Origin of the sequence: Subtercola sp. YIM 133946, from assembly GCF_036553535.1 — a bacterium.
Lineage (GTDB): Bacteria > Actinomycetota > Actinomycetes > Actinomycetales > Microbacteriaceae > Subtercola.
Genome location: NZ_JAZHPE010000011.1, coordinates 19,515 through 41,579, shown reverse-complemented (window position 1 = coordinate 41,579; position 22,065 = coordinate 19,515). Strand labels below are relative to the sequence as shown.

At 69.1% G+C, this 22,065-nt stretch carries 21 protein-coding genes; 9 read left to right on the top strand and 12 right to left on the bottom strand.

From position 1 onward, the window contains the following. Positions 1 to 58 precede the first annotated feature (58 nt). The 4 genes from V3W46_RS02555 (at position 59) to V3W46_RS02540 (ending at position 4,861) form a co-directional block, all read left to right on the top strand. Entirely contained in the window at positions 59 to 916 is an 858-nt protein-coding gene (locus tag V3W46_RS02555) for an SDR family oxidoreductase (protein ID WP_331781521.1), read from the top strand. Continuing rightward, positions 894 to 3,299 (top strand): FAD-dependent oxidoreductase, encoded by a 2,406-nt coding sequence (locus V3W46_RS02550; protein WP_331781520.1) that lies wholly within the window; start codon positions 894 to 896, stop codon positions 3,297 to 3,299. Before V3W46_RS02555 ends, V3W46_RS02550 begins: the two co-directional genes overlap by 23 nt. A gap of 184 nt (positions 3,300 to 3,483) precedes the next feature. Beyond that, positions 3,484 to 4,374, top strand: coding sequence for an aldo/keto reductase (locus tag V3W46_RS02545; RefSeq protein ID WP_331781519.1), 891 nt, complete (start codon positions 3,484 to 3,486; stop codon positions 4,372 to 4,374). A gap of 112 nt (positions 4,375 to 4,486) precedes the next feature. After that, positions 4,487 to 4,861 carry a hypothetical protein gene (locus tag V3W46_RS02540; protein ID WP_331781518.1) on the top strand — a complete coding sequence of 125 codons (375 nt, stop codon included), beginning with the start codon at positions 4,487 to 4,489 and terminating at the stop codon, positions 4,859 to 4,861. A gap of 122 nt (positions 4,862 to 4,983) precedes the next feature. On the opposite strand, the gene V3W46_RS02535 is transcribed toward V3W46_RS02540, so the two are convergent. Together V3W46_RS02535 and V3W46_RS02530 are read right to left on the bottom strand one after the other, a co-directional pair. Next, positions 4,984 to 6,354 (bottom strand): MFS transporter, encoded by a 1,371-nt coding sequence (locus tag V3W46_RS02535; RefSeq protein ID WP_331781613.1) that lies wholly within the window; start codon positions 6,352 to 6,354, stop codon positions 4,984 to 4,986. A 95-nt stretch (positions 6,355 to 6,449) separates the two neighbouring features. Beyond that, complete coding sequence (locus V3W46_RS02530; RefSeq protein ID WP_331781517.1) at positions 6,450 to 8,171, bottom strand: class I adenylate-forming enzyme family protein; 1,722 nt, start codon at positions 8,169 to 8,171, stop codon at positions 6,450 to 6,452. Positions 8,172 to 8,314: 143 nt separating this feature from the next. Here V3W46_RS02530 and V3W46_RS02525 point away from each other — a divergent pair, with 143 nt between their 5' ends. Further along, on the top strand, positions 8,315 to 9,727 hold the full coding sequence (locus tag V3W46_RS02525) for a glucose-6-phosphate dehydrogenase (protein WP_331781516.1): 1,413 nt from the start codon (positions 8,315 to 8,317) through the stop codon (positions 9,725 to 9,727). A 59-nt stretch (positions 9,728 to 9,786) separates the two neighbouring features. Here V3W46_RS02525 and dhaK read toward each other — a convergent pair whose 3' ends face one another. The 5 genes from dhaK to V3W46_RS02500 form a co-directional block, all read right to left on the bottom strand. Then, positions 9,787 to 10,782, bottom strand: coding sequence for a dihydroxyacetone kinase subunit DhaK (dhaK, locus tag V3W46_RS02520; protein ID WP_331781515.1), 996 nt, complete (start codon positions 10,780 to 10,782; stop codon positions 9,787 to 9,789). Between the two features lie 77 nt (positions 10,783 to 10,859). Next, complete coding sequence (gene dhaL / locus V3W46_RS02515; protein WP_331781514.1) at positions 10,860 to 11,498, bottom strand: dihydroxyacetone kinase subunit DhaL; 639 nt, start codon at positions 11,496 to 11,498, stop codon at positions 10,860 to 10,862. Next, the gene (locus V3W46_RS02510) at positions 11,488 to 12,345 is read right to left on the bottom strand and encodes an HAD-IA family hydrolase (RefSeq protein ID WP_331781513.1); all 858 of its coding nucleotides are present in this window, start codon (positions 12,343 to 12,345) and stop codon (positions 11,488 to 11,490) included. Before V3W46_RS02510 ends, dhaL begins: the two co-directional genes overlap by 11 nt. A 4-nt stretch (positions 12,346 to 12,349) precedes the next feature. After that, a complete protein-coding gene (locus V3W46_RS02505) occupies positions 12,350 to 13,210 on the bottom strand; it encodes a class II fructose-bisphosphate aldolase (protein ID WP_331781512.1) in 861 nt (286 codons plus the stop codon). A 50-nt stretch (positions 13,211 to 13,260) separates the two neighbouring features. Beyond that, positions 13,261 to 13,995, bottom strand: coding sequence for a GAF domain-containing protein (locus tag V3W46_RS02500; protein WP_331781511.1), 735 nt, complete (start codon positions 13,993 to 13,995; stop codon positions 13,261 to 13,263). Positions 13,996 to 14,117: 122 nt separating this feature from the next. On the opposite strand from V3W46_RS02500, the gene V3W46_RS02495 reads away from it, so the two are divergent. After that, positions 14,118 to 14,816, top strand: coding sequence for a hypothetical protein (locus tag V3W46_RS02495; RefSeq protein WP_331781510.1), 699 nt, complete (start codon positions 14,118 to 14,120; stop codon positions 14,814 to 14,816). A gap of 10 nt (positions 14,817 to 14,826) precedes the next feature. On the opposite strand, the gene V3W46_RS02490 is transcribed toward V3W46_RS02495, so the two are convergent. Then, entirely contained in the window at positions 14,827 to 16,287 is a 1,461-nt protein-coding gene (locus V3W46_RS02490; protein WP_331781509.1) for an LCP family protein, read from the bottom strand. Between the two features lie 201 nt (positions 16,288 to 16,488). Between V3W46_RS02490 and V3W46_RS02485 the strand changes: the two genes are divergently transcribed. Beyond that, positions 16,489 to 16,998 carry a YciE/YciF ferroxidase family protein gene (locus V3W46_RS02485; RefSeq protein WP_331781508.1) on the top strand — a complete coding sequence of 170 codons (510 nt, stop codon included), beginning with the start codon at positions 16,489 to 16,491 and terminating at the stop codon, positions 16,996 to 16,998. Between the two features lie 94 nt (positions 16,999 to 17,092). Then, positions 17,093 to 18,172 carry an LLM class flavin-dependent oxidoreductase gene (locus V3W46_RS02480; protein WP_331781507.1) on the top strand — a complete coding sequence of 360 codons (1,080 nt, stop codon included), beginning with the start codon at positions 17,093 to 17,095 and terminating at the stop codon, positions 18,170 to 18,172. Between the two features lie 8 nt (positions 18,173 to 18,180). Here the strand turns inward: V3W46_RS02480 and V3W46_RS02475 are convergent, their stop codons facing one another. From V3W46_RS02475 to V3W46_RS02465, 3 genes are read right to left on the bottom strand one after another with little or no spacing between them, the layout of a single operon-like run. Beyond that, on the bottom strand, positions 18,181 to 18,615 hold the full coding sequence (locus V3W46_RS02475) for an A1S_2505 family phage non-structural protein (protein WP_331781506.1): 435 nt from the start codon (positions 18,613 to 18,615) through the stop codon (positions 18,181 to 18,183). Further along, the gene (locus V3W46_RS02470; protein WP_331781505.1) at positions 18,615 to 19,124 is read right to left on the bottom strand and encodes a pyridoxamine 5'-phosphate oxidase family protein; all 510 of its coding nucleotides are present in this window, start codon (positions 19,122 to 19,124) and stop codon (positions 18,615 to 18,617) included. Before V3W46_RS02470 ends, V3W46_RS02475 begins: the two co-directional genes overlap by 1 nt. Before the next feature lie 9 nt (positions 19,125 to 19,133). After that, on the bottom strand, positions 19,134 to 20,186 hold the full coding sequence (locus V3W46_RS02465; protein WP_331781504.1) for a DMT family transporter: 1,053 nt from the start codon (positions 20,184 to 20,186) through the stop codon (positions 19,134 to 19,136). Between V3W46_RS02465 and V3W46_RS02460 the strand changes: the two genes are divergently transcribed. Next, positions 20,185 to 21,588, top strand: coding sequence for an aminotransferase-like domain-containing protein (locus V3W46_RS02460; RefSeq protein ID WP_331781503.1), 1,404 nt, complete (start codon positions 20,185 to 20,187; stop codon positions 21,586 to 21,588). The genes V3W46_RS02465 and V3W46_RS02460 overlap by 2 nt on opposite strands. Positions 21,589 to 21,594: 6 nt before the next feature. Here V3W46_RS02460 and V3W46_RS02455 read toward each other — a convergent pair whose 3' ends face one another. Next, positions 21,595 to 21,963, bottom strand: a complete 369-nt coding sequence (locus V3W46_RS02455) for a glyoxalase superfamily protein (protein ID WP_331781502.1) — start codon at positions 21,961 to 21,963, stop codon at positions 21,595 to 21,597. Between the last annotated feature and the right edge of the window lie 102 nt (positions 21,964 to 22,065).

Sequence of the window (22,065 nt, the reverse complement as noted above, 5' to 3'; positions counted from 1 at the left end):
GCACCATCGGCGCCGCGTCTGGAGTCGTCCGCACCACCAACAGAAGGAGAACCGCCGCATGGCACCCAGATCGCAGGCCCCCGTCGCCCTCATCACCGGCAGCTCACGCGGAATCGGCAAGGTGCTGGCGCTGAAGCTGGCCGCCCGCGGGGTGAACGTTGCGGTGAACTACAAGAGCAACGCCGACCTCGCCGAAGAGACCCTCGCCGAGGTGCGGGCCGCGGGGGCCGACGGAATGACGGTGCAGGCGAACATCGAGGAGCCCGACGACATCGACGCGATGTTCGACGCTGTACAGCAGCAGTTCGGCCGGCTCGACATGTTCGTGGCGAACGCCGCAGCGAGTGCGTTCAAGCCGATCTCCCAGCTCAAGCTGCACCACCTCGACCGCAACTGGGCGATGAACGTGCGCTCCTTCGTTCTCGGCGCGCAGCGGGCGGCCGAGATGATGTCGGCGTCGGGCGGTCGCATCGTGGTCGTGACGAGCTACGGGTCGCTGGCGGCGTTTCCGACGTATGCGTCGCTCGGCGCGGCCAAGGCGGCGGCGGAGATGTATGTGAAGTACATGGCGACGGAGTTCGGACCGCGCAACATCACGGTGAATGCGGTCAACGGCGGCCTCATCGACACCGACTCGCTCGACTTCTTCTACAACCGGGTGCCGGGCATGGCGCCGATGTCGTCGGTGATCTCGAAGCTGCCGCTGGGGCGGCCGGGTACGGCCGATGACATGGCGTCGGCGATCGACTTCCTGCTGGGGCCGACGGCGGGGTACATCACGGGGCAGACGCTCACGGTCGACGGCGGTCTGACGATCATCGCACCGCCGTTCTGGGCCGACACGACGGGGGAGCTGCACGACGCCGTGTATCCGCCGGCTGCGTCGGGTGCGGATGAGACCCACGTCGAGGGCTGAGGCCGGGCATCCGCTCGGGCGCACGTTCACGCCGTGGCGGCTCGGTGGGGTCGAGGTGCCGCACCGGGTCGTGATGGGCAGCATGCACACCGGGCTCGAGCTGGCCGACGACGGCGGAGCAGCGCTTGCGGCGTTCTGGCGCGAGCGCATCCAGGGCGGCGCGGCGCTCATCATCACGGGCGGGCTCGCCGTCAGCCCCGAGGGGCGGGGTGCAGCCGACTACGCTGTGCTGGGCGAAGCGGCGACGGATGCCCGGCTCGCGGTCGCGGTCGACGCCGTGCACGCTGCGGGTGGTCTGGTGTCGGCGCAGCTGTTCCACGCCGGGCGGTACGCGCTGCTCGACGGGCTGCAGGGCGCCGATGCGCACCCGCTGCAGCAGGTCGCCCCCTCAGCGGTGCCGTGGCGCGCAGCGCGCGGAGCGGTGCCGCAGGAGCTCACCGAGCTCGAGATCTGGCGCGTGATCGGCGACTACGGCCGGGCGGCGCAGACGGCGGCCCGGCTGGGGTTCGACGCCGTCGAGATCATGGCGTCAGAGGGCTACCTGATCAATCAGTTCTGTTCACCGCTCACCAACCTGCGCGACGACGCGTGGGGCGGCGATGCCGCTCGCCGCCGTCGTTTCGCCCTCGAGGTGCTCTCCGCCGTCCGCTCGGCGGTCGGCTCCGCCGCCGCAGTCGAGGAGCGGGCTTCTCGGGGTGGGCGCGCCGACGAGCCCGGTGAATCCGTCGATCGACGCGCGGCGGATGGCGGGGATGCGGCCAGAGGTGCGGCGGTGGGTGCGGCCGTCGGTGTGCCGGTGGGTGCGGCCGTCGGTGTGCCGGTGGGGGTGCGGGTGTCGGGAGACGACCTGATGCCGGGGTCGTCGACGCCCGACGAGGTCGACGCGCTGGTGCGGGAGCTGGTGGCGGGCGGCGCCGACGCCATCAGTGTGGGGGTGGGGTGGCACGAGTCGCGGGTTCCGACCGTGCAGGCGTCGGTGCCGCACGGGGCCTGGCTGCCGTACGCCGAGCGCATCGCGGCGGTGGTGCGGGCATCCGTCGGCGGCGGTGTCGGTGCGGGCGCTGCGGGGCGGCACGTGGCCGTGATCGCGAGCAACCGGATGACCGACCTGCGTGACGTCGAACGAGTGCTGGCCGGCGGGCTGGTCGACGCCGTCGCTTTGGCGCGGCCGTTCCTGGCCGACCCGTCGATCGTGGCGCGCAGCCGGGCCGGGGAGTTCGACGCGGTGAACACGTGCATCGGCTGCAACCAGGCCTGCATCGACCGCTCGCTGGTGGGGCAGCACGTGTCGTGCCTGGTGAATCCGCGGGCGGGGTACGAGAGCGTGCGGGCGCTCGCGTTGACGCGCCGTCCGGTGCGGCTCGCCGTGGTCGGGGGCGGGCCCGCCGGGCTGGCGGCGGCAGTGGATGCCGCACGGCGCGGCCACCAGGTGACGCTGTTCGAGGCGGCCGACGCGCCGGGCGGGCAGTTCGGGCTGGCGGCGCGCATCCCGGGCAAAGAAGACTACGCGGCCACCCCCCGGGCCGCTCTCGCCGAGCTCCGGGCGCGGAGAGCGACCCTGCGCTTCGGGGCGCCGGCGACCCCGCGCGACCTGGTAGGCGCGGCGTTCGACGCGGTCATCGTGGCGAGCGGGGTGCGTCCGCGCGAGATCGACGTGCCCGGCGGTGCTCTGCCGCACGTCGTCTCGTACGAGCACGCTCTGCGCCACGGGGTGCCGGCCGGGCCGGTGGCGATCATCGGCGGGGGAGGCATCGGGGTCGACGTGGCGGCGTGGCTCACCGAGCCGGCCGCTGAGGCCGACCGTGCGCCGGAATTTGCTCGGGTGCACCACCTCGTGCCGTCGCCGGCCCTGGTCGGCACCTCGAGCGCCGCCGCCCGACAGTGGCTCGAGGCAGAGCGACCGACGCCGGCGCAGCATGCCCCGTCGGCCGAGCTTCTGCCGTCGGCCGAACACGCCACGTCGACGGCGCCACCGCAGCGCAACCTCGCCCCCCTGCGTGGGCGGCCCGTTCCGCGCGCCGGAGAGCTCGTGACGGTGTTGCGGCGCGCGGGCCGGTTCGGCGACGGCATCGGCATCAGTTCGCGATGGGTCGCCGTGGGCAGGCTGAGAGAGGCGGGGGTGCGGATGATCGGCGGCGTGCGCTACGAACGCATCACCCCTACCGCGGTCGAGGTGGTCGACGTCGAGGGAGTGCGGCAGAGCATCCGCGCCGACACGGTGATCGTCTGCGCCGGACAGGAGCGGAACGACGACCTGGTCGCCGCGCTGGAGGCGTCGGGAATGCAGTTCGAGGTCGTCGGCGGAGCGAAGGATGCCCGCGGTGTCGACGCCGTGCGCGCCACCGCCGAAGGCCTCGCGGCCGCCCGCCGACTCGCCCCCTGACCTCCGGCCCGCCGACGCGCCTCCCCACGCGCGCCGACTCGCCCCGTGAGCCGCGCCCGCGAACCCGACCCCGCCGCGCCCGCCGATCGCGTCACCCCGGGGTGGTGACACGCCGTCTCGCTGAGGCACTGGGAGGTACCGGCAGTCACTCCCTGGCTTCGCGCAGCAGCACTAGCGTCGGAGTATGAACGAAATCCTCACCCTCAACAACGGCGTGCAGATGCCGGCGCTCGGGCTCGGCGTCTTCCAGAGCTCCCCAGCCGACACGGTCGCTGCCGTCGAGGCTGCCCTCAGAACCGGGTACCGGCACATCGACACGGCAGCCGCCTATTTCAACGAGCGCCAGGTGGGCGAGGGGATCCGGTCGTCCGGAGTCGACCGCGACGAGGTCTTCATCGAGACCAAGGTGTTCATCAGCCAGTACGGCTATGACGAGACCCTGCACGCGTTCGACGTGGCCGCCCGAAAGCTCGGCGTCGAGCAGATCAACCTGCTGATTCTGCACCAGCCGGCTCCCTGGGTGTTCGACACCACCATCGCCGCCTATCGCGCACTCGAGACCCTGCTCGCAGACGGCAAGGTGCGGGCGATCGGGGTCAGCAACTTCACCCCGGCGCATCTCGATCGCCTCTTCGAGAACACCACGGTCGTGCCCGCCGTCAACCAGATCGAATTGCACCCCTACTACCGGCAGCGCGCGAACGAGCAGGCAGACACAGATCACGGCATCATCACCCAGGCCTGGTCGCCGATCGGCGGCATCACGTTCTACCCCGGGTTCAACGACAACGCGGTGCAGAGCCCGCTGAGTGACCCGGTGATCGGTGCGATCGCCGAGGCACACGGCAAGACGAACGCGCAGGTGATGATCCGCTGGCACCTGCAGCAGGGTCGCAGCGCGATTCCGAAGTCGGTGCGCCCCGAACGCATCGCCGAGAACTTCGACGTGTTCGAATTCTCGCTGACGGATGCCGAACTCGCCTCGATCGATGCGCTCGACCAGGGCGTGCGGGGCGGCCCCGATCCCGACGCCGTCAGACCGCCTGAGCGCATCTTCACCATTCCGGAGGAGTGAGCAGGCGATAGCCCTGTCGCCCGGCGGTGCCCCCAGTCGGCCGCGCGAACAGGGTGTCGGCGACAGGCGGCGTCGTCAGGGGAGCGCGGGCTCTACGAGCTACGATCGGGGCATGAGGATCTCGCTGTTCGATGTGGCGACGGCCACCGCGCTGGCACAGATTCTGCCAGTGCTGCTGCTCGCCCTGATGGTCGAGCTGCGACGCACCGAGCTGCACCGGCGCAGTGGCCGGTTCCACATCACACGCGGCGTCATGGCGGCGTTCTTCGGAGCATTCGCAGTGATCGAGACCGTGCTGGTGCTGTCGATCGACGGGCGGGTGTTCCCGTTCCGCTGGAGCGATCTGGTGGCGGCGCTGATCATCTTCGCGCTGCTGTGGCTGCTCTTTCTGATGTCGATGGTGTCGAGCAGGCGCGAGCAGGAGAAGTCCGATTCAGACACGGGAGACCGTTCTCTCGACGCGCACGAAGACGACGACGAACTGTGACCGTTACCCGCGGTGGTTCGGCGTAACTGCGGTGGTTCGGCGTAACCGCGGTACTTCGAAGGGGCGCGGATGCGCCGAAGGGGCGCGGATGCGCCGAAGGAGCGCTGAACCGGTGCGCGGAGTCAGCTGCCGCGGGCCACGCGGCCGTCTGACTGCAGCCGGGCATCCGGCATCGCGGCCGCAGCACCGACCGTGGCCAGGGCGCAGACCAGCACCGCGATGAACGCACTGCCCGAGGCGAGGGCGATCGTCGCGGGGTCGTTCTGACCGTTCGGATGCGCGGCGTAGATGCCGTTCGCGATGGCGCCGAAGATGGCGACGCCGACCGCGCTGCCGATCGAGCGGGCGAAGAAGTTGGTGCCCGTGACGACGCCGCGCTCCTCCCAGGGCACGCTCGACTGGGCGGCGATGAGCCCCGGAGTCGCGACGAGGCCGAGGCCCAGGCCGATGACGAAACAGCTCGCCGTGACCACCACGAGGTTCGGGTTCGGGGCGGCCAGCGCCAGCGCGAGCGACCCCGCCACAGCGATCACGAGGCCGATCAGAATGGTGCGTTTGAACCCGATGCGCAGATAGAGCCTGCCCGACTGGGCGGCCGAGAGTGGCCAGCCCAGCGTGATCGCCGCTACCGCCAGGCCCGAGACGAGCGGCGTGATGCTGATCGCCCCCTCGAGATAGGTGGGCACGAACGAGGTCACGCCGAGCAGAATCGCTCCGACGCCCAGCGAGATGAGCGTGGTCGTCAGCAGCAGCCGGCGGGAGAACACCCACAACGGCAGCACCGGTTCGGCCGCGTGCCGCTCGACGAACACGAAGGCGACGAGCAGCAGGCCGCCCACGACGAAGGCGCCGACGCTGTAGATGGAGTTCCACGCCCACGCCTGGCCGCCCTCGAGCACCGCCAGGATGAGCAGGCTCATGGCGACGGTCAAGACCACCGACCCCGCATAGTCGATGCGGTGCTTGCGCTTCTCGATCTTCTCGTGGAAGCGCTGCATGATCATCCAGCCGGCGATGATGCAGAGCGGAATGTTCACGAAGAAGATCCAGCGCCACGACACGAACTCCGAGAACAGGCCGCCCAGCAGGGGCCCGGCCACCGAGGCGATGGCCCAGACGCTGGCCAGGTAGCCCTGCACCTTGGCCCGCTCTTCGACCGTGTAGATGTCGCCGGCGATCGTGACCGCCATGGGCTGAACCGCGCCCGCGCCGAGGCCCTGGATCACGCGGAAGACGATGAGCGCGGGCATGCTCCACGCCAGCCCGCACAGAATCGACCCGGCGAGAAAGAGCCCGATGCCGAGCAGGATGATCGGCTTGCGCCCGACCGTGTCGCTGAGTTTCGCGTACACCGGCACCGACACCGCCTGCGCGAGCAGGTAGATCGAGAACAGCCACGGAAACTGCGAGAAGTCACCGAGGTCGCCCACGATCGACGGCACCGAGGTGGCGAGGATCGTGGCATCGATCGCCACCAGCCCGGTGGCGAGCATGAGCGCGATGAGCAGCGGCCCGCGCTCCGAACGAAAGCCGACCCCGTGCCGGTGCGGCGAGGCGGGGGCGGCGTCTGACGTTCCGGTCGCCTCCGTCACGGAGTGACGAACCTTCCGGCCGCACTGTCGGCGGGGGCCTGCTTCTTCATCACGAAGTGCTGCTTCTTTCCGGTGGCCGTGTACGGCAGCTCCGTCACGAAGGCGTACCGGCGAGGGCGCTTGTAGCCCGCGAGCGAGACGCTCTCGCGGGTGAAGTCTTCGAGCTGCTTCGCCGCGGCAGGGTGGTCGAGCATCCGCCCCTCTCGCGGCTGGATGTACGCCACGACCACTTCGCCCCACTGCTCGTCAGGCAGGCCGACCACGATGCTGTCGGCGACATCGGGATGCCCGGCCAGCACCTCTTCGACCTGAACCGGATGCACGTTCTCGCCGCCGGAGATGATCATGTCGTCTTTGCGGCCGATGATGGTGACGATCTCGTTCTCGTCCCAGCTGGCGAGGTCGCCCGGGTAGATCCAGCCGTCGTGGAACTTCTCGGCCTCCTCCTCGGGGTTGTTGCGGTAGGCGTAGCCGCTCTTCACCGTGCGCATGATGACCTCGCCGATCTCGTGCGTGTCTTTCGACGCGAAGTCGTCGGGGGCTGCGAGCTTGTCGGCGTAGACCTTGACCACGGCCACATCGTCGTCGAGGCAGGCCCGGCCCGCGGCGCCGGCGGCGTCGGGCAGGTCTTCGGGGCGCAGGTAGGTGTTCCAGAACGCCTCTGTGGTGCCGTAGCCGTTGGCGATGCGCCTGGTGAGCACACGCTGGTAGCGCAGGGCGGCAGCGCGGTCGAGCGGGGCACCCATGGTGACGATGCCGCTCAGCGAGCTGAGGTCGCGCGGGCTCGCCTCCTGCGTGTCGGCGAGCCGCTCGAGGTTGGTGGGGGCGCCGATGACATAGGTGAGCTTGTACTGCTCGACCGCGTCGAGCACCGCGTCGGGGGTGAACTGCTGCAGGCACACGGCCTCGGCGCCCACGTAGAAGATGGAGTTGGGGCCGGCGCAGTAGTTGCCGCCGCGATGGAACCACGGCGACATGTTCATCGTCTTGTCGGTCGGCCCGAGGGGAAAGTGGATGATCGCGTCGTGGGCCGTCAGAACCTCGTTCAGGCTGGTCAGTGGCACCGCCTTCGGCATGCCGGTGGTGCCGGAGGTGTAGAGGCGGCTCGTCTCATCCCACACGGTGGCGTCGGCCGGCGCGCGAAAGCTCGGGGCGCCCTCGACCAGCAGGTCGTCGAACCGCAGCGAGCCGGGCACGATGTCGCCGTCGCCCACCGCGACCAGCATCCGCGGCTCGAACTCCGCCAGACCGAGCGCGGCGGTCACGTCGGCCGTCGCCCACGTCTCGTAGACGAAGATCGCCGGCTGCGAGTCGTTCAGGATGTGCGCGGTCTCGGCCGGGGCGAGGCGGAAGTTCATCGGTGAACTCACCGCGCGCAGCCCCTGGGCGGCCACGTAGAGAAAGGCGAACTCGGGCCGATTCATGAGCTGGTACGCCACCACGTCGCCCACGCCGATGCCGTTCGCGGCCAGACCGGCCACGAGCGCTCCGGTCACGTCGCCCAGCTCGCGGTACGTGTACGACCGGCCGCTCGTCGGATCGCTGATCGCCTTGCGGTTGGCGAACCGGTGGATGTTGCGCTCCACCGCAGAGGCGAACGTGAAGGTGTGCTCGAAGACGGTGCGGAAGGCGGTCGCGTCGTAGTCGGTGTTCGGCTCGTATGCGTTCGGCTGCTGCTCGCTCGACAGGGTCTGGGAAGAGTCGACAGTGATGCTCATGATTACCTCAAGTGATTCTCAGGAGAACAAATTCCGAGGCAACATTACGCCGATCGACACCCGTTGCTTAACACACGCGAACAGTTGTCAAGGGCGGTCACCGAGCCGGGTGCGATTCTGCCCCGGCGGGCTACGCTCGAAGCATGACGGCGAACAAGACTCTGCTCATTCTCGGTGCAAGCGGTGACCTGACCGAGCGGCTGCTGCTGCCGGGCCTGGGCAGTCTGGTGGCCAGTGGCGTGGCAAGCGACCAGGCGCTCGTCGACGGGCTGCGCATCATCGGATCCGGCCGGTCTGAGAAGTCAGACGCCGAGTGGCAGAAGTCGGTGCGCGCCGCGCTCGGCGGCGTGAAGGCCACCGGTGCGGCGGCGACCGCGCTCGTCGACGGCGCTCGTTACATCGTCGCCGACCCCACTTCGCGAACCGACCTCGAGACCCTGCTCGGCAGCGTCGAGGGCGACCTCGTCATCTACTTCGCCCTGCCGCCCGCCATCGTCGCCGAGGTGATCACAGCGCTCGCCGGGGTCGACCTGCCTGCCGGCACCGTTCTGGCGCTCGAGAAGCCGTTCGGGTCGGATGCCCGCAGCGCCGCCACCCTCAACCGGCACCTGCTCAAGCTGGTGCCCGAAGAGCAGATTCACCGGGTCGACCACTTTCTGGGCATGGCGACGGTGCTGAACATGCTGGGCCTGCGGTTCGTCAACCGGCTCATCGAACCGGTGTGGAATGCCGACAACGTCGAGAAGGTCGAGATCATCTACGACGAGAACCTCGGGCTCGAGGGGCGAGCCGGCTACTACGACCACTCGGGCGCGCTGACCGACATGCTGCAGTCGCACCTGCTGCAGGTGCTGTCGATCGTCGCGATGGAGGCGCCGACGAGCATCGACCCGGTCGACTTCCGTGCCGCGACGGCCCAGGTGCTGCGCGCCACCTCGGTGTGGTCGGGCGCGCCGGTGCTGCCCGGCACCGACGCACCCAGCCGCCGGGCGCGCTACACGGCCGGAACGATCGGAGACCGCAAGCTGCCCGCCTACGCCAAGGAGGAGGGCGTCGACCCGGCACGCGAGACCGAGACGCTCGCCGAGATGGTCGTGGAGGTGAACACCCGGCGCTGGGCCGGGGTTCCCTTCGTGCTGCGCAGCGGCAAGGCCATCGGCGAGCCGGTGAAGCAGGTCATCCTGACGCTGCGGCCGGTGGGCTTCGTGCCGCGCGGGCTCACGGGGGTGGAGTCGCCCGAGCGCATCGTGATCGGTCTTCGGCCGTCGTCGCTCTCGCTCGAACTCACGATGAACGGCGACGGCGATCCGTTCGGGCTCGAGCGGCACGACCTCGGCACCGAACTCGAGCTGAGCCCAGTGACCGCCTATGGCGAGGTGATGCGCGGCGTGCTGGGCAACGACCCGACGCTCTCGATTCGCGGTGACGTGGCCGAGACGTGCTGGCGCATCGTCGCGCCGGTGCTGAACGCGTGGCACAAGAACGATGTGCCCCTCGAGGAGTACCGCGCCGGCTCGCAGGGCCCCGCCGCCTGGCGCCACGACGTCTCCGAGTAGCCTTCGTCGCGCATCGTGTGGGCCCGACTGCTCTCAGCGCATGGGCCCACACGATGGGTTCAGAAGACCCTGATGGCGATCTCGGCCGGTTCGGCGAGCAGCCCTTCGATCTCTTCGTCGAGTCTGACCAGGGTCAGGGAGGCCCCGGCCATGTCGAGAGACGTGCAGTAATCGCCGACGTAGTTGCGGCCGACCGAGATGCCCTTCTCGTCGAGCTTCTTGTGGATGATGCCGTACAACAGGTACAGCTCGCTGATCGGCGTGCCGCCCAGTCCGTTGACCATGACGGCCACGCGGTCGCCGCTCTCGAAGGGCAGGTCGGGGAGGATCGCGTCGAGCAGCACGTCGGCGATGTCGTTCGCGGGCATCCACTTGGCCCGCCGCCGCCCCGGCTCACCGTGGATGCCCACGCCGATCTCGATCTCGTCGTCGCCGAGCTCGAACAGCGGCTCGCCCTTGGCTGGCGGTGTGCAGGCGGTCAGCGCGATGCCCATGGTGCGGGTGACGGAGTTGACCTTCTCGCCGATGCGAACGAGCTCGACGAGGTCGGCGCCCTTCTCGGCGGCGGCACCGACGGCCTTCATGACGAAGAAGTTGCCGGCCACGCCCCGACGACCCACGGTGTAGGTGGAGTCTTTGACCGCGACGTCGTCGTCGATGAACAGCGTCTTGACCTTCACGCCGTCGGCCTCGGCCACCTCTTCGGCCATCTCGAACGCCATGCGGTCGCCGGTGTAGTTGTTCACCAGCAGCAGAACGCCCTTGTCTGAGGCGAGCAGCTTCACGGTCTCGGTGATGAAGTCGAGCGGGGGCGCGGCGAACACGTCACCGGGGCAGGCCCCGTCGAGCATCCCTCTGCCCACCGTCATCACGTGCGCGGGCTCATGCCCCGAACCCGAGCCCTGGATGATGGTGACCTTGTCGTTGTTCGGTGCGTCGGCCCGGTGAATCAGGTTGTACGCCGGAACGTACTTCAGCGTGTCGGGGTTGGCCAGCGCGATTCCCTCGAGCATCTCGGGAACGAACTGCTTGGGGTCGTTGATGAACTTCTTCATTGTGTGTCTCCACGTCGTTGTGAGGGGGTGGCGGTCGGGGTGGACGGAACGGGATGAACAGATCAGGCGTGGCTGGGTCAGTCGGCCGGCCAGGTGTCGGCCAGCTTCTCGGCCAGCACCGCGAGGCCCATCGCGCCGGCGTCGACCGACCCGATGCTGCGCTCGCCGGTGTAGCTGGCGCGGCCCCGGCGGGCCTCGAGCGTGCTGGTGGCCTCGGCCGCCTCGCGTGCGGCCGTGGCCATCTTGCGCACGGCCACTGCTGCGTCGTCGCCGGCCTCGAGAGAGGCCTCGAGCGTGTCGATGGCGGGAACGAGCGCGTCGAGCAGGGTCTTGTCACCGAGGTCTGACTGACCGCGTTTCTTGATGCCCTCGACCGCGGCGCGCAGTGCCGCGACCGCGTCAGCCCCCGAGATGTCGTCGTTGCCCTTCAGGCTGCCGCCCGCCCGCAGAAAAGCGGTGCCCCAGATGGGCCCCGATGTGCCGCCGATGTGACTGGTGATCATGACCGCGACACGGCTCAGAAAGGTGCCCGAGTCGGTGCGGTCGATCGTGTCGAAGTCGGCCAGCACGAACTCGAAACCGCGGGCGAGCGAATAGCCGAAGTCGCCGTCGCCGACCACCGCGTCGAGTTCACCGAAGTACTTCTCCTGCGCCACCGACTCTTCGGCGATCGTTCGCACGACGAACTCGGTGCGGGCCAGGTCGTCATCGGTCATCTGAACCTCCTGTGGATGGGGCGGCGGGAGCGGCCGGGGCAGCGGGTGCGGCCGGGGCGGTGGGTGCGGCCGGGGCGGTCTGCGCGAGCACGGCGTCGATCGCGTCGATCGTCACGAACCCCTGCGGGCGGATGTTGTCGGGGTCGGCGAGCACCGCGAACCCGTCGGCGCCCGGATCACCGAGCGAGCTCACGACGAGGGCAGCGCCGGTGAAGTCTTCGTCGACGGTGAGGCTGCTCACGGTGACGATGGTGTTCAGTCCGGCGGCCAGGGCCGCCCGCAGCCCGTTGTTGCTGTCCTCGATCACCACGGCCTCGTCGGGCCGCAGGTCGAGCGCCTCGAGCGCGGCCAGGTAGATGTCGGGCGCGGGCTTCTTCGCCGCCACGATGTCGCCCGCGAACACGTGGAACGTGGATGCCCGCTCAGCGCCCACCGCGTGCTCGAGCACCGCGCGCACCGACGGTTCGGCCGACGTCGACGCGACCGCGAGCGTGTACCCGTGGGCGGCGGCCTCGACGGCGATGCGTTCGACCCCCTGCCGGGCGGGCAGCGCACCCGAGGCGATCAGCGCCGTGTAGAGCTCGGTCTTGCGCTTGTGCCACCGTGCCACCTCAGCGGCCTGCGCGTCGGGATCGGCCGGCAGTCCGGCCCGTGCGACGAACTCGGGCGTGAGCAGGCTGGCGAGCCGCTCTTTGCCGCCCCCGATCAGCACCTTCTCGGCGTAGTCGGCCACCGTCCAGTGCACGGGCAGCCCGAACTCGTCGAACATCTGGTTGAACGCGACGAGGTGCCCGTCGCGTTCGGTGTCGGCGAGCACTCCGTCGCAGTCGAAGATGAGGGCGGGCATCCGCTCACCAGGCCTTGCCGGCAGAACCGAAGGTGTCGGCGAGCGAGGAGGTGAGCGCGACGACGTCGCGGGAGACATCGGCGAACAGCGTCGGCGGATCCCACTTCGACGTCTCTTCAGAGCGCGTCAGGCTGGCGAGCGTCGACTGCATGAAGACCATCTTCAGCGAGGTGGAGATGTTCACCTTGGCGCAGCCGCGGGCGATGAGGTCGTGGAACTGGTCGTCGGTCATGCCGCTGCCGCCGTGCAGGGCGATGGGAATGGGATGCGCGGCGACGATCTCTGAGACCCGGTCGAAGTCGAGCGTGGGCTCGGTCTTGTACACGCCGTGCGCGTTGCCGATGGCCGGGGCGAAGACGTCGATGCCGGTGGCCTCGATGAAGCGCAACGACACCTCGAGTGATTGCCGCTTCGACTCGGTGTCAGACCCCACGCCGTCTTCGACGCCGGTGATCGACTCGATCTCGCCCTCGACGTGGGCTCCATAGCGCCGCGCTTCCGCGACGACCTCGATGGTCTGCCGCTGGTTCTCTTCGACCGGAAGCTGCGAGGCGTCGAAGAGCACAGAGTTCCAGCCGAGCTCGAGGCACTCGCTGATGACGTCACGGTACGGGCAGTGGTCGAGGTGCAGGGTGACCGGCACACTGATGCCCTCGGTCATGGCCTGCCACATGGCGAACAGCACCGGGGCGCCGATGGCCCGCACGGTCTTCACCGACGTCTGCACGATCACCGGAGAGTTGCTGTTCACCGCGCCGGTGAGCACACCCTCGAGCGTGAGGTCGTTGACGATGTTGATGGCCGGCACCCCGTACCGTTCGGCGAAGGCACGATCGACAATCTCTTTGAGCGACACGACAGGCACGGCATCTCCTCCACCTCAGAAGTGAATCTATGCAGTCGCCCCGCCCGTGGCTATGCGGGATTTCCCCCATGGGCCGTCGCCTCCGAGTGCGCCATGGCGGCCAGTGCGGTGCGGTTCGTCACCCCGCACTTGTGCAGAATCGCGCCCACGTGCTTCTCGACCGTCTTTGCCGAGATGGCGAGCAGGGTGGCGATCTGCTTGTCGGGCAGGCCCTTGACCACGAGGTTGCGCACCTCCTTCTCGCGGGCGGTCAGGCGCACCGGCATGCGGTCGGGCTGCCGCCTGCTGCCGAGCGCCTCGGCGATCGCGCGGTCGAGGTCGGCCGAGTACACCCGCGAGTTGACGATGGCGACCGAGGCGTGGGTGGCGAAGAGTTCGAGCAGTTCGGCGTCGGCCCCGGTGAACGGATGCCCGGGCTCGCCGAACACCACGAAGGCGCCGATGATGCCTTCGCTCACCGTGATCGGCACGCCGACGACCGGGCTGTCGAAGCGCACGTCGTCGCGGCTGATGTGCCCATTCGAAACCGACGAGTACGAGTCGAAGCTGACGAACCGGCCGGCACGGATGACCGCGCCCGTCACGCCCTCGTCGAGACGGAACACGTGCCCGGCCTGGCAGTGCACGTCGAGGTCGACCTCTTTGCGGTAGGTCTGCGCCTCGTGGTCGATCGTGCAGATCGAGCCGCTCTGGCAGCCGAGCAGTCGCACGGCGTTGGCCAGGATCTTTTCGAGCAGCGGCGTCATGCGGAACTCGCCGGCGAGTTCTTCAGCCAGAGAAGCCATCAGCGTCATCGAGTGCCTCATCGTCGAGAGTCAGTGGAACACACCCATCATGCGCCCGAACGCCTTCGACGTGCCAGTGGCACGAAGCTGACGAATGCTCAGAGAGACGATATGCTCTGAGAATGGATGTGGGCAGACGCTCGACGGTGCAGGTCGAAGGCCGAATCACCCGGCGCGCGACGAACGGGCTGGTGATGACGTTCGTCGACGGTCCGGGCGAGCCACTGGCGGTGGCGAGGCAGGGCGGGGCCGACGGGTTCGCTTCGAAGCTCGGGGTGCTGTTCGGCTTCGCCAACGGCGGGCGCGGGCGCCACACACTCGTCACGCGGGCGGGTTCGTCGTTCGTGGTGGCGTCGTCGAGCGGGGTGCCGACCGCGATCACGCGGGACGCTCCGGGCGCGGGGGGCGCTCCGACGGCCGGCGAGCTCGTGGCCCGGGTCGAGCGGGGTGCGACGTCGACGGTGTTCGACGCGCGGGGTGAGCCGCTGTACGTGATCGACGGCGACCCCGAGGCGGTGCGCACAGCCGACGCGTTCCGGCTGGTCATCCGCACCCCCGACGGCGCCGAGGCCGGCCGGCTCGACGTGATCAGGGCCTCGAGCGGATGGCGGCTGTCGTTCGACGGGCTGCTCGGCGCGGGGCTCGCGCTCGACGACTGGTCTGATTTCGTGGGCGACACCGGCGGGGCCCTGAAGCTCGCCGTGCTCGGCACCCGACTGGTGTTGCGCGAGCCGCCGCCGGCCGGTCGGCTCGACGTTCTGCTGGCCGTGTGCGTAGACCTGGCTGTCGGGCTGCGGCCCTACGTCGCCGGGATGGGCTGAGACCGCCGGGTCAGTTGATGCAGGCGCCCTGCGCGTACGAGGTGGTGGGTGAGTCGGTCGCGGCCGGCGTCGACGTGTCGGCGGGGGAGGCGGGGGCATCCGTCGGCGCAGCGTTCGGGTCGACGGCACTGATGCCGTCGGTGCCGAGGATGACCGTGACGTCGGCGACGTCGGCGACCTCGAGCGTGGCACCGGGGAAGTAGGCGGCGACGGCCTTGGCGTGGCCCTCGTTGCCTGCGGGGTACTGGATGGTCGTGGTGCTCGTCGAGTCGGTCGAGTCGGGCGTGCCCGTCTTGAAGCCGAAGCCGCTGAGCGCGTCGGTGTTCGAGGCCGCCACGCCGTCGGAGTCGCTGCCGTTCAGCACTGTCACCGTCACCTCGCCGACGGGCGAGGCCGTCGCGCTGTCGTAGGCCGAGGGGGAGGCGGCCGGCGCGGGCGTCGAGGTTCCGAGCACCTGGGCGATGAAGCCCGGCATGGCGGCGGTGTCGACCTGCACGATCGAGACGTCGTTTCCGTCGACGGTGATGGTCGGGGTGCCGCTGATGGGAATGGTCGCCGAGTGGATGTTGTCGGCGTTCAGCCCGCGCATCTGGGTGGCCAAGTCGATGATGTTGAGCCCCGAGTCGGTCTCGATCGACGAACTGATGGCGTCGAGCACGCTGGCGAGCTTGCCCGGGTTGAGCAGCGTTCCGGCCGACAGGATCTGCCGCGCCTCGACCGACAGGAAGTACTGCTGGCGCACCTCGCGGTCGAGGTCGCCGTTCGGCAGGCCGTGCCGCTGCCGCACGAACGACAGGGCCTCAGAGGCGTTGAGCGTCGAGACCCCGGCGGGCAGGTTCACCGCCGAGAACGGGTCGTCGACGGCCTCGTTCAGGCACACCTGCACGGGGCCGAGCGCGTCGACCACGTTGTAGAAACCGAGCAGCGAGACGCGCACGAAGTGGTCGATCGTCAGCCCGGTGAGGTTCTGGATGGTCGTGATCAGCAGCTGCGCACCGCCGGCGTCGCCCCCGCCGTTCTCGGTGCCGTACGTGAAGGCGGCGTTGAGCTTGTCTTGACCGAAGCCCGGAATGTCGACCCACGAGTCGCGCGGCAGCGAGATCATCGTGGCCGAGCTGCCGTCGGCCGGCAGGTGCACGATGATCATCGTGTCGGTGCTCGTGCCGCCGCCGTCGTCTTGGGTGCCGAGCTGGGCGAGCTGTTCGGGGGTGGCATTGTCGGGGCGGTGGTCGTCGCCGACGAGCAGGATGTTCTGGTCTTTGTTGTTCGTGCTGCCGCCGGGTATGGCGTCGATGTGCGTGATGCCGTTCACGAAGCGCTGGTAGTTGTAGACGACATAGCCGCCGGCGACCAGCAGCACCAGCACGACCCCGATGACCGCCCAGCGCGTGGCGACCTGGCGTCGGCGGCGACGCCGGCGCTGTTCGGGGGTCAGTACGCGGTGCTGATGGGGCGGAGTCTGGGTTGTCATCGAGACAGAGCCTAAGCAGCCCCTGCCCGACAAACCCTGAGCGACCCGGCTGTTTCGCAAACTCGATGGCAGCGGCTCGGTGTAGGCATTGCACCTCTTGCGTGCAAGCCCTAGACGGCGGGCACCGCGACAGCGAGTCTCATAACAGAACAGCGTGAACGCAGTCACGGCACATTAGACGAAGACGAAGAGAGACAGACGATGTTCGAACACTTCACCACCCCCGAAGAGATCTTCAGCTTCAAACTCGGGGCGGCACTGACGATGGAGAACGACACCCTCGCCATGCTCGCCGAACTGGAAGCGACAACCTCGCGGCCAGAGCTGAAGCAGTCGTTCAGCGCGCACGCCGAAGAGACGCGGGGGCAGATCGAGAACCTCAGGAGGTGCTTCGCCCTGCTGGGCGAAGAGATCGTGGAGGCCCCGTCGCCCACCACCAAGGGGCTCGCAAAAGAGGCGACCGCCTCGGTCAAGAAGACCGACCCGAGCATTGTTGACGCGGTGCTACTGGCGGGTGCGCTCGAGACCGAGCACTACGAGGTGGCGGTCTACGAGGTCTTGGTGACGAATGCACATGCTCGGGGTGCCGGAGATGTGGCGGCACTGTTGCAGCAGAACCTCGACCAGGAGCTGGCGGCGCTCGACAAGGTGAAGGCCAACGCGGAGCGTATCTCGACAGACGGCATCGCGTATACGCCAGCAGCACCCTGACGGTGTGCGGAGGATAGGAAGCGGGGAATACTGGAGAGCAGCCGAGGTTGTAGCTTATGCAAACGCATAGAAGCTCGATCTGAAAGAGGTTGTCATGCCAGAACACGACTCACCCACCCGCACCATCGAGTTCGGGCTCGACACGTTCGGCGACGTGACGGCGACACCCGACGGCGCCCCCGTCTCGCAAGCCCAGGTCATTCGCAACGTCGTCGACGAGGGCGTGCTGGCCGACCAGGTCGGGCTGAGCTTCTTCGGCGTGGGGGAGCACCACCGAGAAGACTTCGCTGTGTCGGCCCCCGACGTGGTGCTGGCTGCCATCGCGGCGCGCACCACGGGCATCCACCTCGGTTCGGCGGTCACCGTGCTGAGTTCTGACGACCCGGTGCGTGTGTTCCAGCGGTTCGCGACGCTCGACGCCGTATCGAACGGGCGTGCCGAGGTCATTCTCGGGCGCGGCTCGTTCACCGAGTCGTTCCCGTTGTTCGGCTACGACCTGTCTGACTACGAGACGCTGTTCGAAGAGAAACTCGAGCTGTTCGCAGCCCTGCGCGCCGAGCAGCCGGTGACGTGGAACGGGTCGACCAGGGCGCCGCTCGCCGACCAGCGCGTCTTTCCCACCACCGAGAGCGGTGCGCTGCGCACGTGGGTCGGCGTCGGCGGCAGCCCCGAGTCGGTGGTGCGCAGCGCCAGGTACGGCCTGCCCATGATGCTCGCGATCATCGGCGGCTCACCGAGCCGGTTCGCTCCCTACGTCGACCTGTATCAGCGCGCGATGGCGCAGTTCGGGCATCCGGTCGAGGCGATCGGCGTGCACTCGCCCGGCTTCGTGGCCGACACCGACGACGAGGCACGCAACGAGTTCTTTCCGCACTACCAGGCGATGCACGCCCGCATCGGTGCGAGCCGCGGCTGGCCGCCCCTCACCCGCCTGCAGTTCGACGCCGAGGCGAGCGTCGAGGGTGCGCTGTACGTGGGCTCGCCCGAGACCGTCGCGCAGAAGATGGCCCGCAACATCGAGACGCTCGGCGTGAACCGCTTCGACCTCAAGTACGGCGCCGGCACCCTCTCGCACGAGAGCATGATGAAGAACATCGAGCTCTACGGCACCCAGGTTGTGCCGCGCGTGCAGCAGCTGCTCGCCGAGAGCTCGGCGTCGGTCTTCGCCGAGTAGCCCGCCGGTCAGCGGTCGAAGGTGGCCGGCAGCACGACGTTGGGCGGCACGTCGGCGAAGAACGGGGCGATCTGCTTCGGGCGGTAGCCGGCGATGCCGCAGCCGATCTCGGTGACGAGAAAGGTGAGGTGCGGATGCTCGCGCGCGAAGCCGAGAAAGCCCGAGACCTCTGATGCCAGCACCCGCAGTCCGCTCATCGTGTCGATGCCGTAACTCTGACCCTGCAGCCCATTGGCCTGGCCCCACACCGCACCGAACTTCTCGTACGCGGTGCGGGCCGCACCGCCGCCGTGCATCCCGCCCGCGTTCGAGCCGAAGACGAACACTTCGTTCGGCTCGAGGCGCGTGATACGGGCCGGCGTGTGCGCGGTCGTACGCTCTTTACGCAGACGGGCGGTGCCGGTGTCGGGCTGGGCCGTGCTGCGGCGGGTGCGATCGGTCATCAGAGCTCGACGGTGTGGCTCTCGCCGACGTCGGGCTGGCCCCCTGTGACGGCGGCCTTGGCCACCTTGAACAGTGTCAGAGCCTTCGGTTCGTCGGTCGCCCAGTATTCGGCCGATGACGCCTCGACCTTGAGCAGTGCCACGGTCGGGTCTTCGCGGCCCTCGGGAAACCAGGCCTCGGCGTGGGTGTTCCACAGCTCGTCGATCTTGGCCGCGTCGCGCACGATGCTCGCCGTTCCGGCGATCGACACGAACCCCTTGCCCGACTCCATCGAGACGTTGACGTGGGGGTTGTCGCGGATGTTCGCCGTCTTCGGACTCGGGTCTTGCGTGAAGAAATAGAGGTCGCCGTCGAACCCGTTGTCTTGCACGGCGAGCGGGCGGGAGTGCAACTCGCCCGACCCCGTGACGGTGGTCAGCAGCGCGACGCGCGACGCCCGAACCAGCTTGTCGAGCGTGGCGATGTCTTCGGCATGGGTGGTGGTCGGAGTGGTCTCTGAATCGGTCATGCTTCGACGCTACGCCGGGGCATTTTCTCCTGCGACGGGGTTGACAATCGCGGGAGCGTGCTTCGACACCCGCGCCCGAACGGCGCTGCCGGCGCACACCACGACAACGGTCGCCGCGATGACCACGACGGGGTCGAGACCCTCGCCGAAGAGCAGCGCGGCCCACACGATGGTGAGCACCGGCTGCAGCAGCTGAACCTGGCTGATTGTGGCGATCGGGCCGATGGCGAGCCCCCGGTACCAGACGAAGAATCCGATGAACTGGCTGACGATGCTGACGTAGGCGAGAGCCAGCCAGGCCCCGGGGCCGGCCGTCAGGGGGCCATGTGATGCTCCGACGAGCGCAAGCGGCAGCATCACGGGCAGCCCGATCACAAGCGCCCAGCAGATGATCTGCCACGAACCGAGCTCGCGGGCGAGCAGCGCCCCCTCGGCGTATCCGATGGCAGCCAGAACGACCGCCGCGAGAAGCAGCAGGTCAGACGGGTGCAGGCCGGTGAGGCCGCCGCCGCTGACCGCGACGAACACGACCACGGCGCCGAGCCCGGCGATGCTCGCCAGCCAGAAGGCGCGGCTCGGGCGCTCGCCGCCGCGCAGCACAGCCACGACCGCCGTCGCTGCGGGCAGCACGCCGATCACGACGGCGCCGTGCGCCGCGGGCGCGCTCTGCATGGCGAAGCTGGTCAGCAGCGGAAAGCCGGCGACGACGCCCGCCGCCACCACCAGCAGGCGCAGCCACTGCCGGCCACGGGGCAGACGGGGGCGGATGACCAGCAGCACGATGATCGACAACGCCGCCGCGACGACCGCCCGACCGGCCCCCACGAACAGCGGATCGAGCTCACCCACGACGACTCGGGTGAACGGCAGGGTGAACGAGAACGACAGCACCCCGAGAAAGCCGAAGACGAGACCGGCGGAGACGGGACGCCGCGTGCGGCCGGCCGATGCAGTGCGCTGTGGCCGGCCGGCCGGCCGCTCACCCTGCGCCGACCCGATGTTCGCCTCCGGACTCGATATCGGTAGACGGGGCTCGGCGATAGCGCTACTCTCATCTTTCATGGGCCACGATAGCACCGAGTCGGCCATCGAGCGCGAGCTGCGCGGCCGCATCGCCGCCGGACCGGCCGGCGCCAGATTGCCCTCCACCCGCTCGCTCGTGGCGCGGTTCTCGGTCAGTCCGCTCACCGTGCAACGGGTCGTACAGCGACTCGTTCGCGACGGCCTCATCGAGACGCGGCCGGGTACCGGCTCGTTCATCTCTGCGCGGCGTCAGCTCGGCCGCTCCGACTTCTCCTGGCAGACCACCGCTCTCGGCGCCGCCCGCACCAGCATGCAGGCGGTCGGAACCGCGATGGCCCTCGAGGCGAACAGCCCGATCGTCATGCACAGCGCCTACCCGAGCGAAGAGCTGCTGCCGATGCGCCTCGTGCGTGCGGCCCTGGCCCGCGCGGCCCGCGGCGGCGCGAGCGTCGACCGCCCGTTGATCGGCGGCCTGCCCGACCTGCGGGCGTGGTTCGCGAGCGAGATCGACGCCAATGCGCCCGCCCGGGCATCCGGCGTCTCGGCCGACGACGTCATCGTCGTTCCGGGCAGCCAGAGCGCGCTGGCCTCGATCTTCAGGGCGCTGGCCCAGCCGGGCGACGCGATCGTGATGGAGTCGCCGACGTACTGGGGTGCCATCGCCGCGGCGCACCAGGCCGGCCTCGTCATCGTTCCGGTGGCACGGGGTGGGGCGGCTCCGGATGCCGTCGCCCTCGACGACGCGATCGCGACGTCGGGCGCGCGGCTCTTCTACGCGCAGCCGCACTTCGCCAACCCGACGGGCGCACTCTGGTCGGCGGCCGAGCGCGCCGCCATTCTCGCTGTGGTGCGCTCGCGCGACGTGTTTCTGATCGAAGACGACTGGGCGCACGACTTCGGCATCGACGCCGACCCGCGGCCGCTCGTCGCTGACGACACCGACGGGCACGTGGTGTACGTGCGGTCGCTGAGCAAGAGCGTGTCGCCGTCGCTGCGCGTCGGTGCGGTGATCGCGCGTGGTCCGGCCCTGGCGCGCATCCAGGTCGATCGCACCGTCACCGACCTCTACGTCAGCGGAGCCCTGCAGGCGGCCGCGCTCGATGTCGTCACCGACCCGGGCTGGAGGCGACACCTCGCCCGACTGCGGGTGAGCCTCGGCGCGCGGCGTGATGCGCTGGCGGGCGCGATCGTGGCCCAGCTCGGGCCAGAGACGCTGACCCACCTGCCGAAGGGCGGCCTCAATCTCTGGCTGCGCTTCGACGACCGAGTGGATGTTCGTGACCTCGTCGCCCGAAGCCTCGCTGCCGGCGTGACGATGGCGCCGGGGTCGGAGTGGTTTCCGGCCGAGCCTCCGGGATCGTTCGTGCGCCTGAACTTCTCGGGGCCGCACCCCGAGCGCTTCGCCGAGGGTATCGGCATCGTCGCGGGGCTGCTCGCCTGAACCGGGTCAGCGCTTCGGGAGCTCCTGCAGAATCCAGCGGTTGCCGTCGGGGTCGGCGAACGTGACGAAGGTTCCCCAGGGCTGGAGGTCGGGTTCGGTCGCCTCGACACCGTGTTCGGTGAGGTGCCGGTGGGCATCCGCTGCACTGTCGACGACGACCTGGATGGCGTCGAGCGTGCCGGGCTGCATCTCGCTGACGCCCTCGCCGAACGCGATCGAACACGCCGACCCTTCGGGGGTGAGCTGCACGAAGCGCACGTGCTCGTTGACCCGCGAATCGAAGTCGGCGGTGAAGCCGACCTGGTCGACGTAGAAGGCTTTGGCCCGGTCGACATCGGTGACGGGCACGAGGATGAGTTCGATTCTGAATTGCATGAGCGGCTTCTTTCGATTCAGGGTGAGGTGTGGAGTAGTTCTGCTGACGAGCGTAGGAGTCAATCAGGTCGAATCGTGTCCTGATTGAACGCATACTGGAGA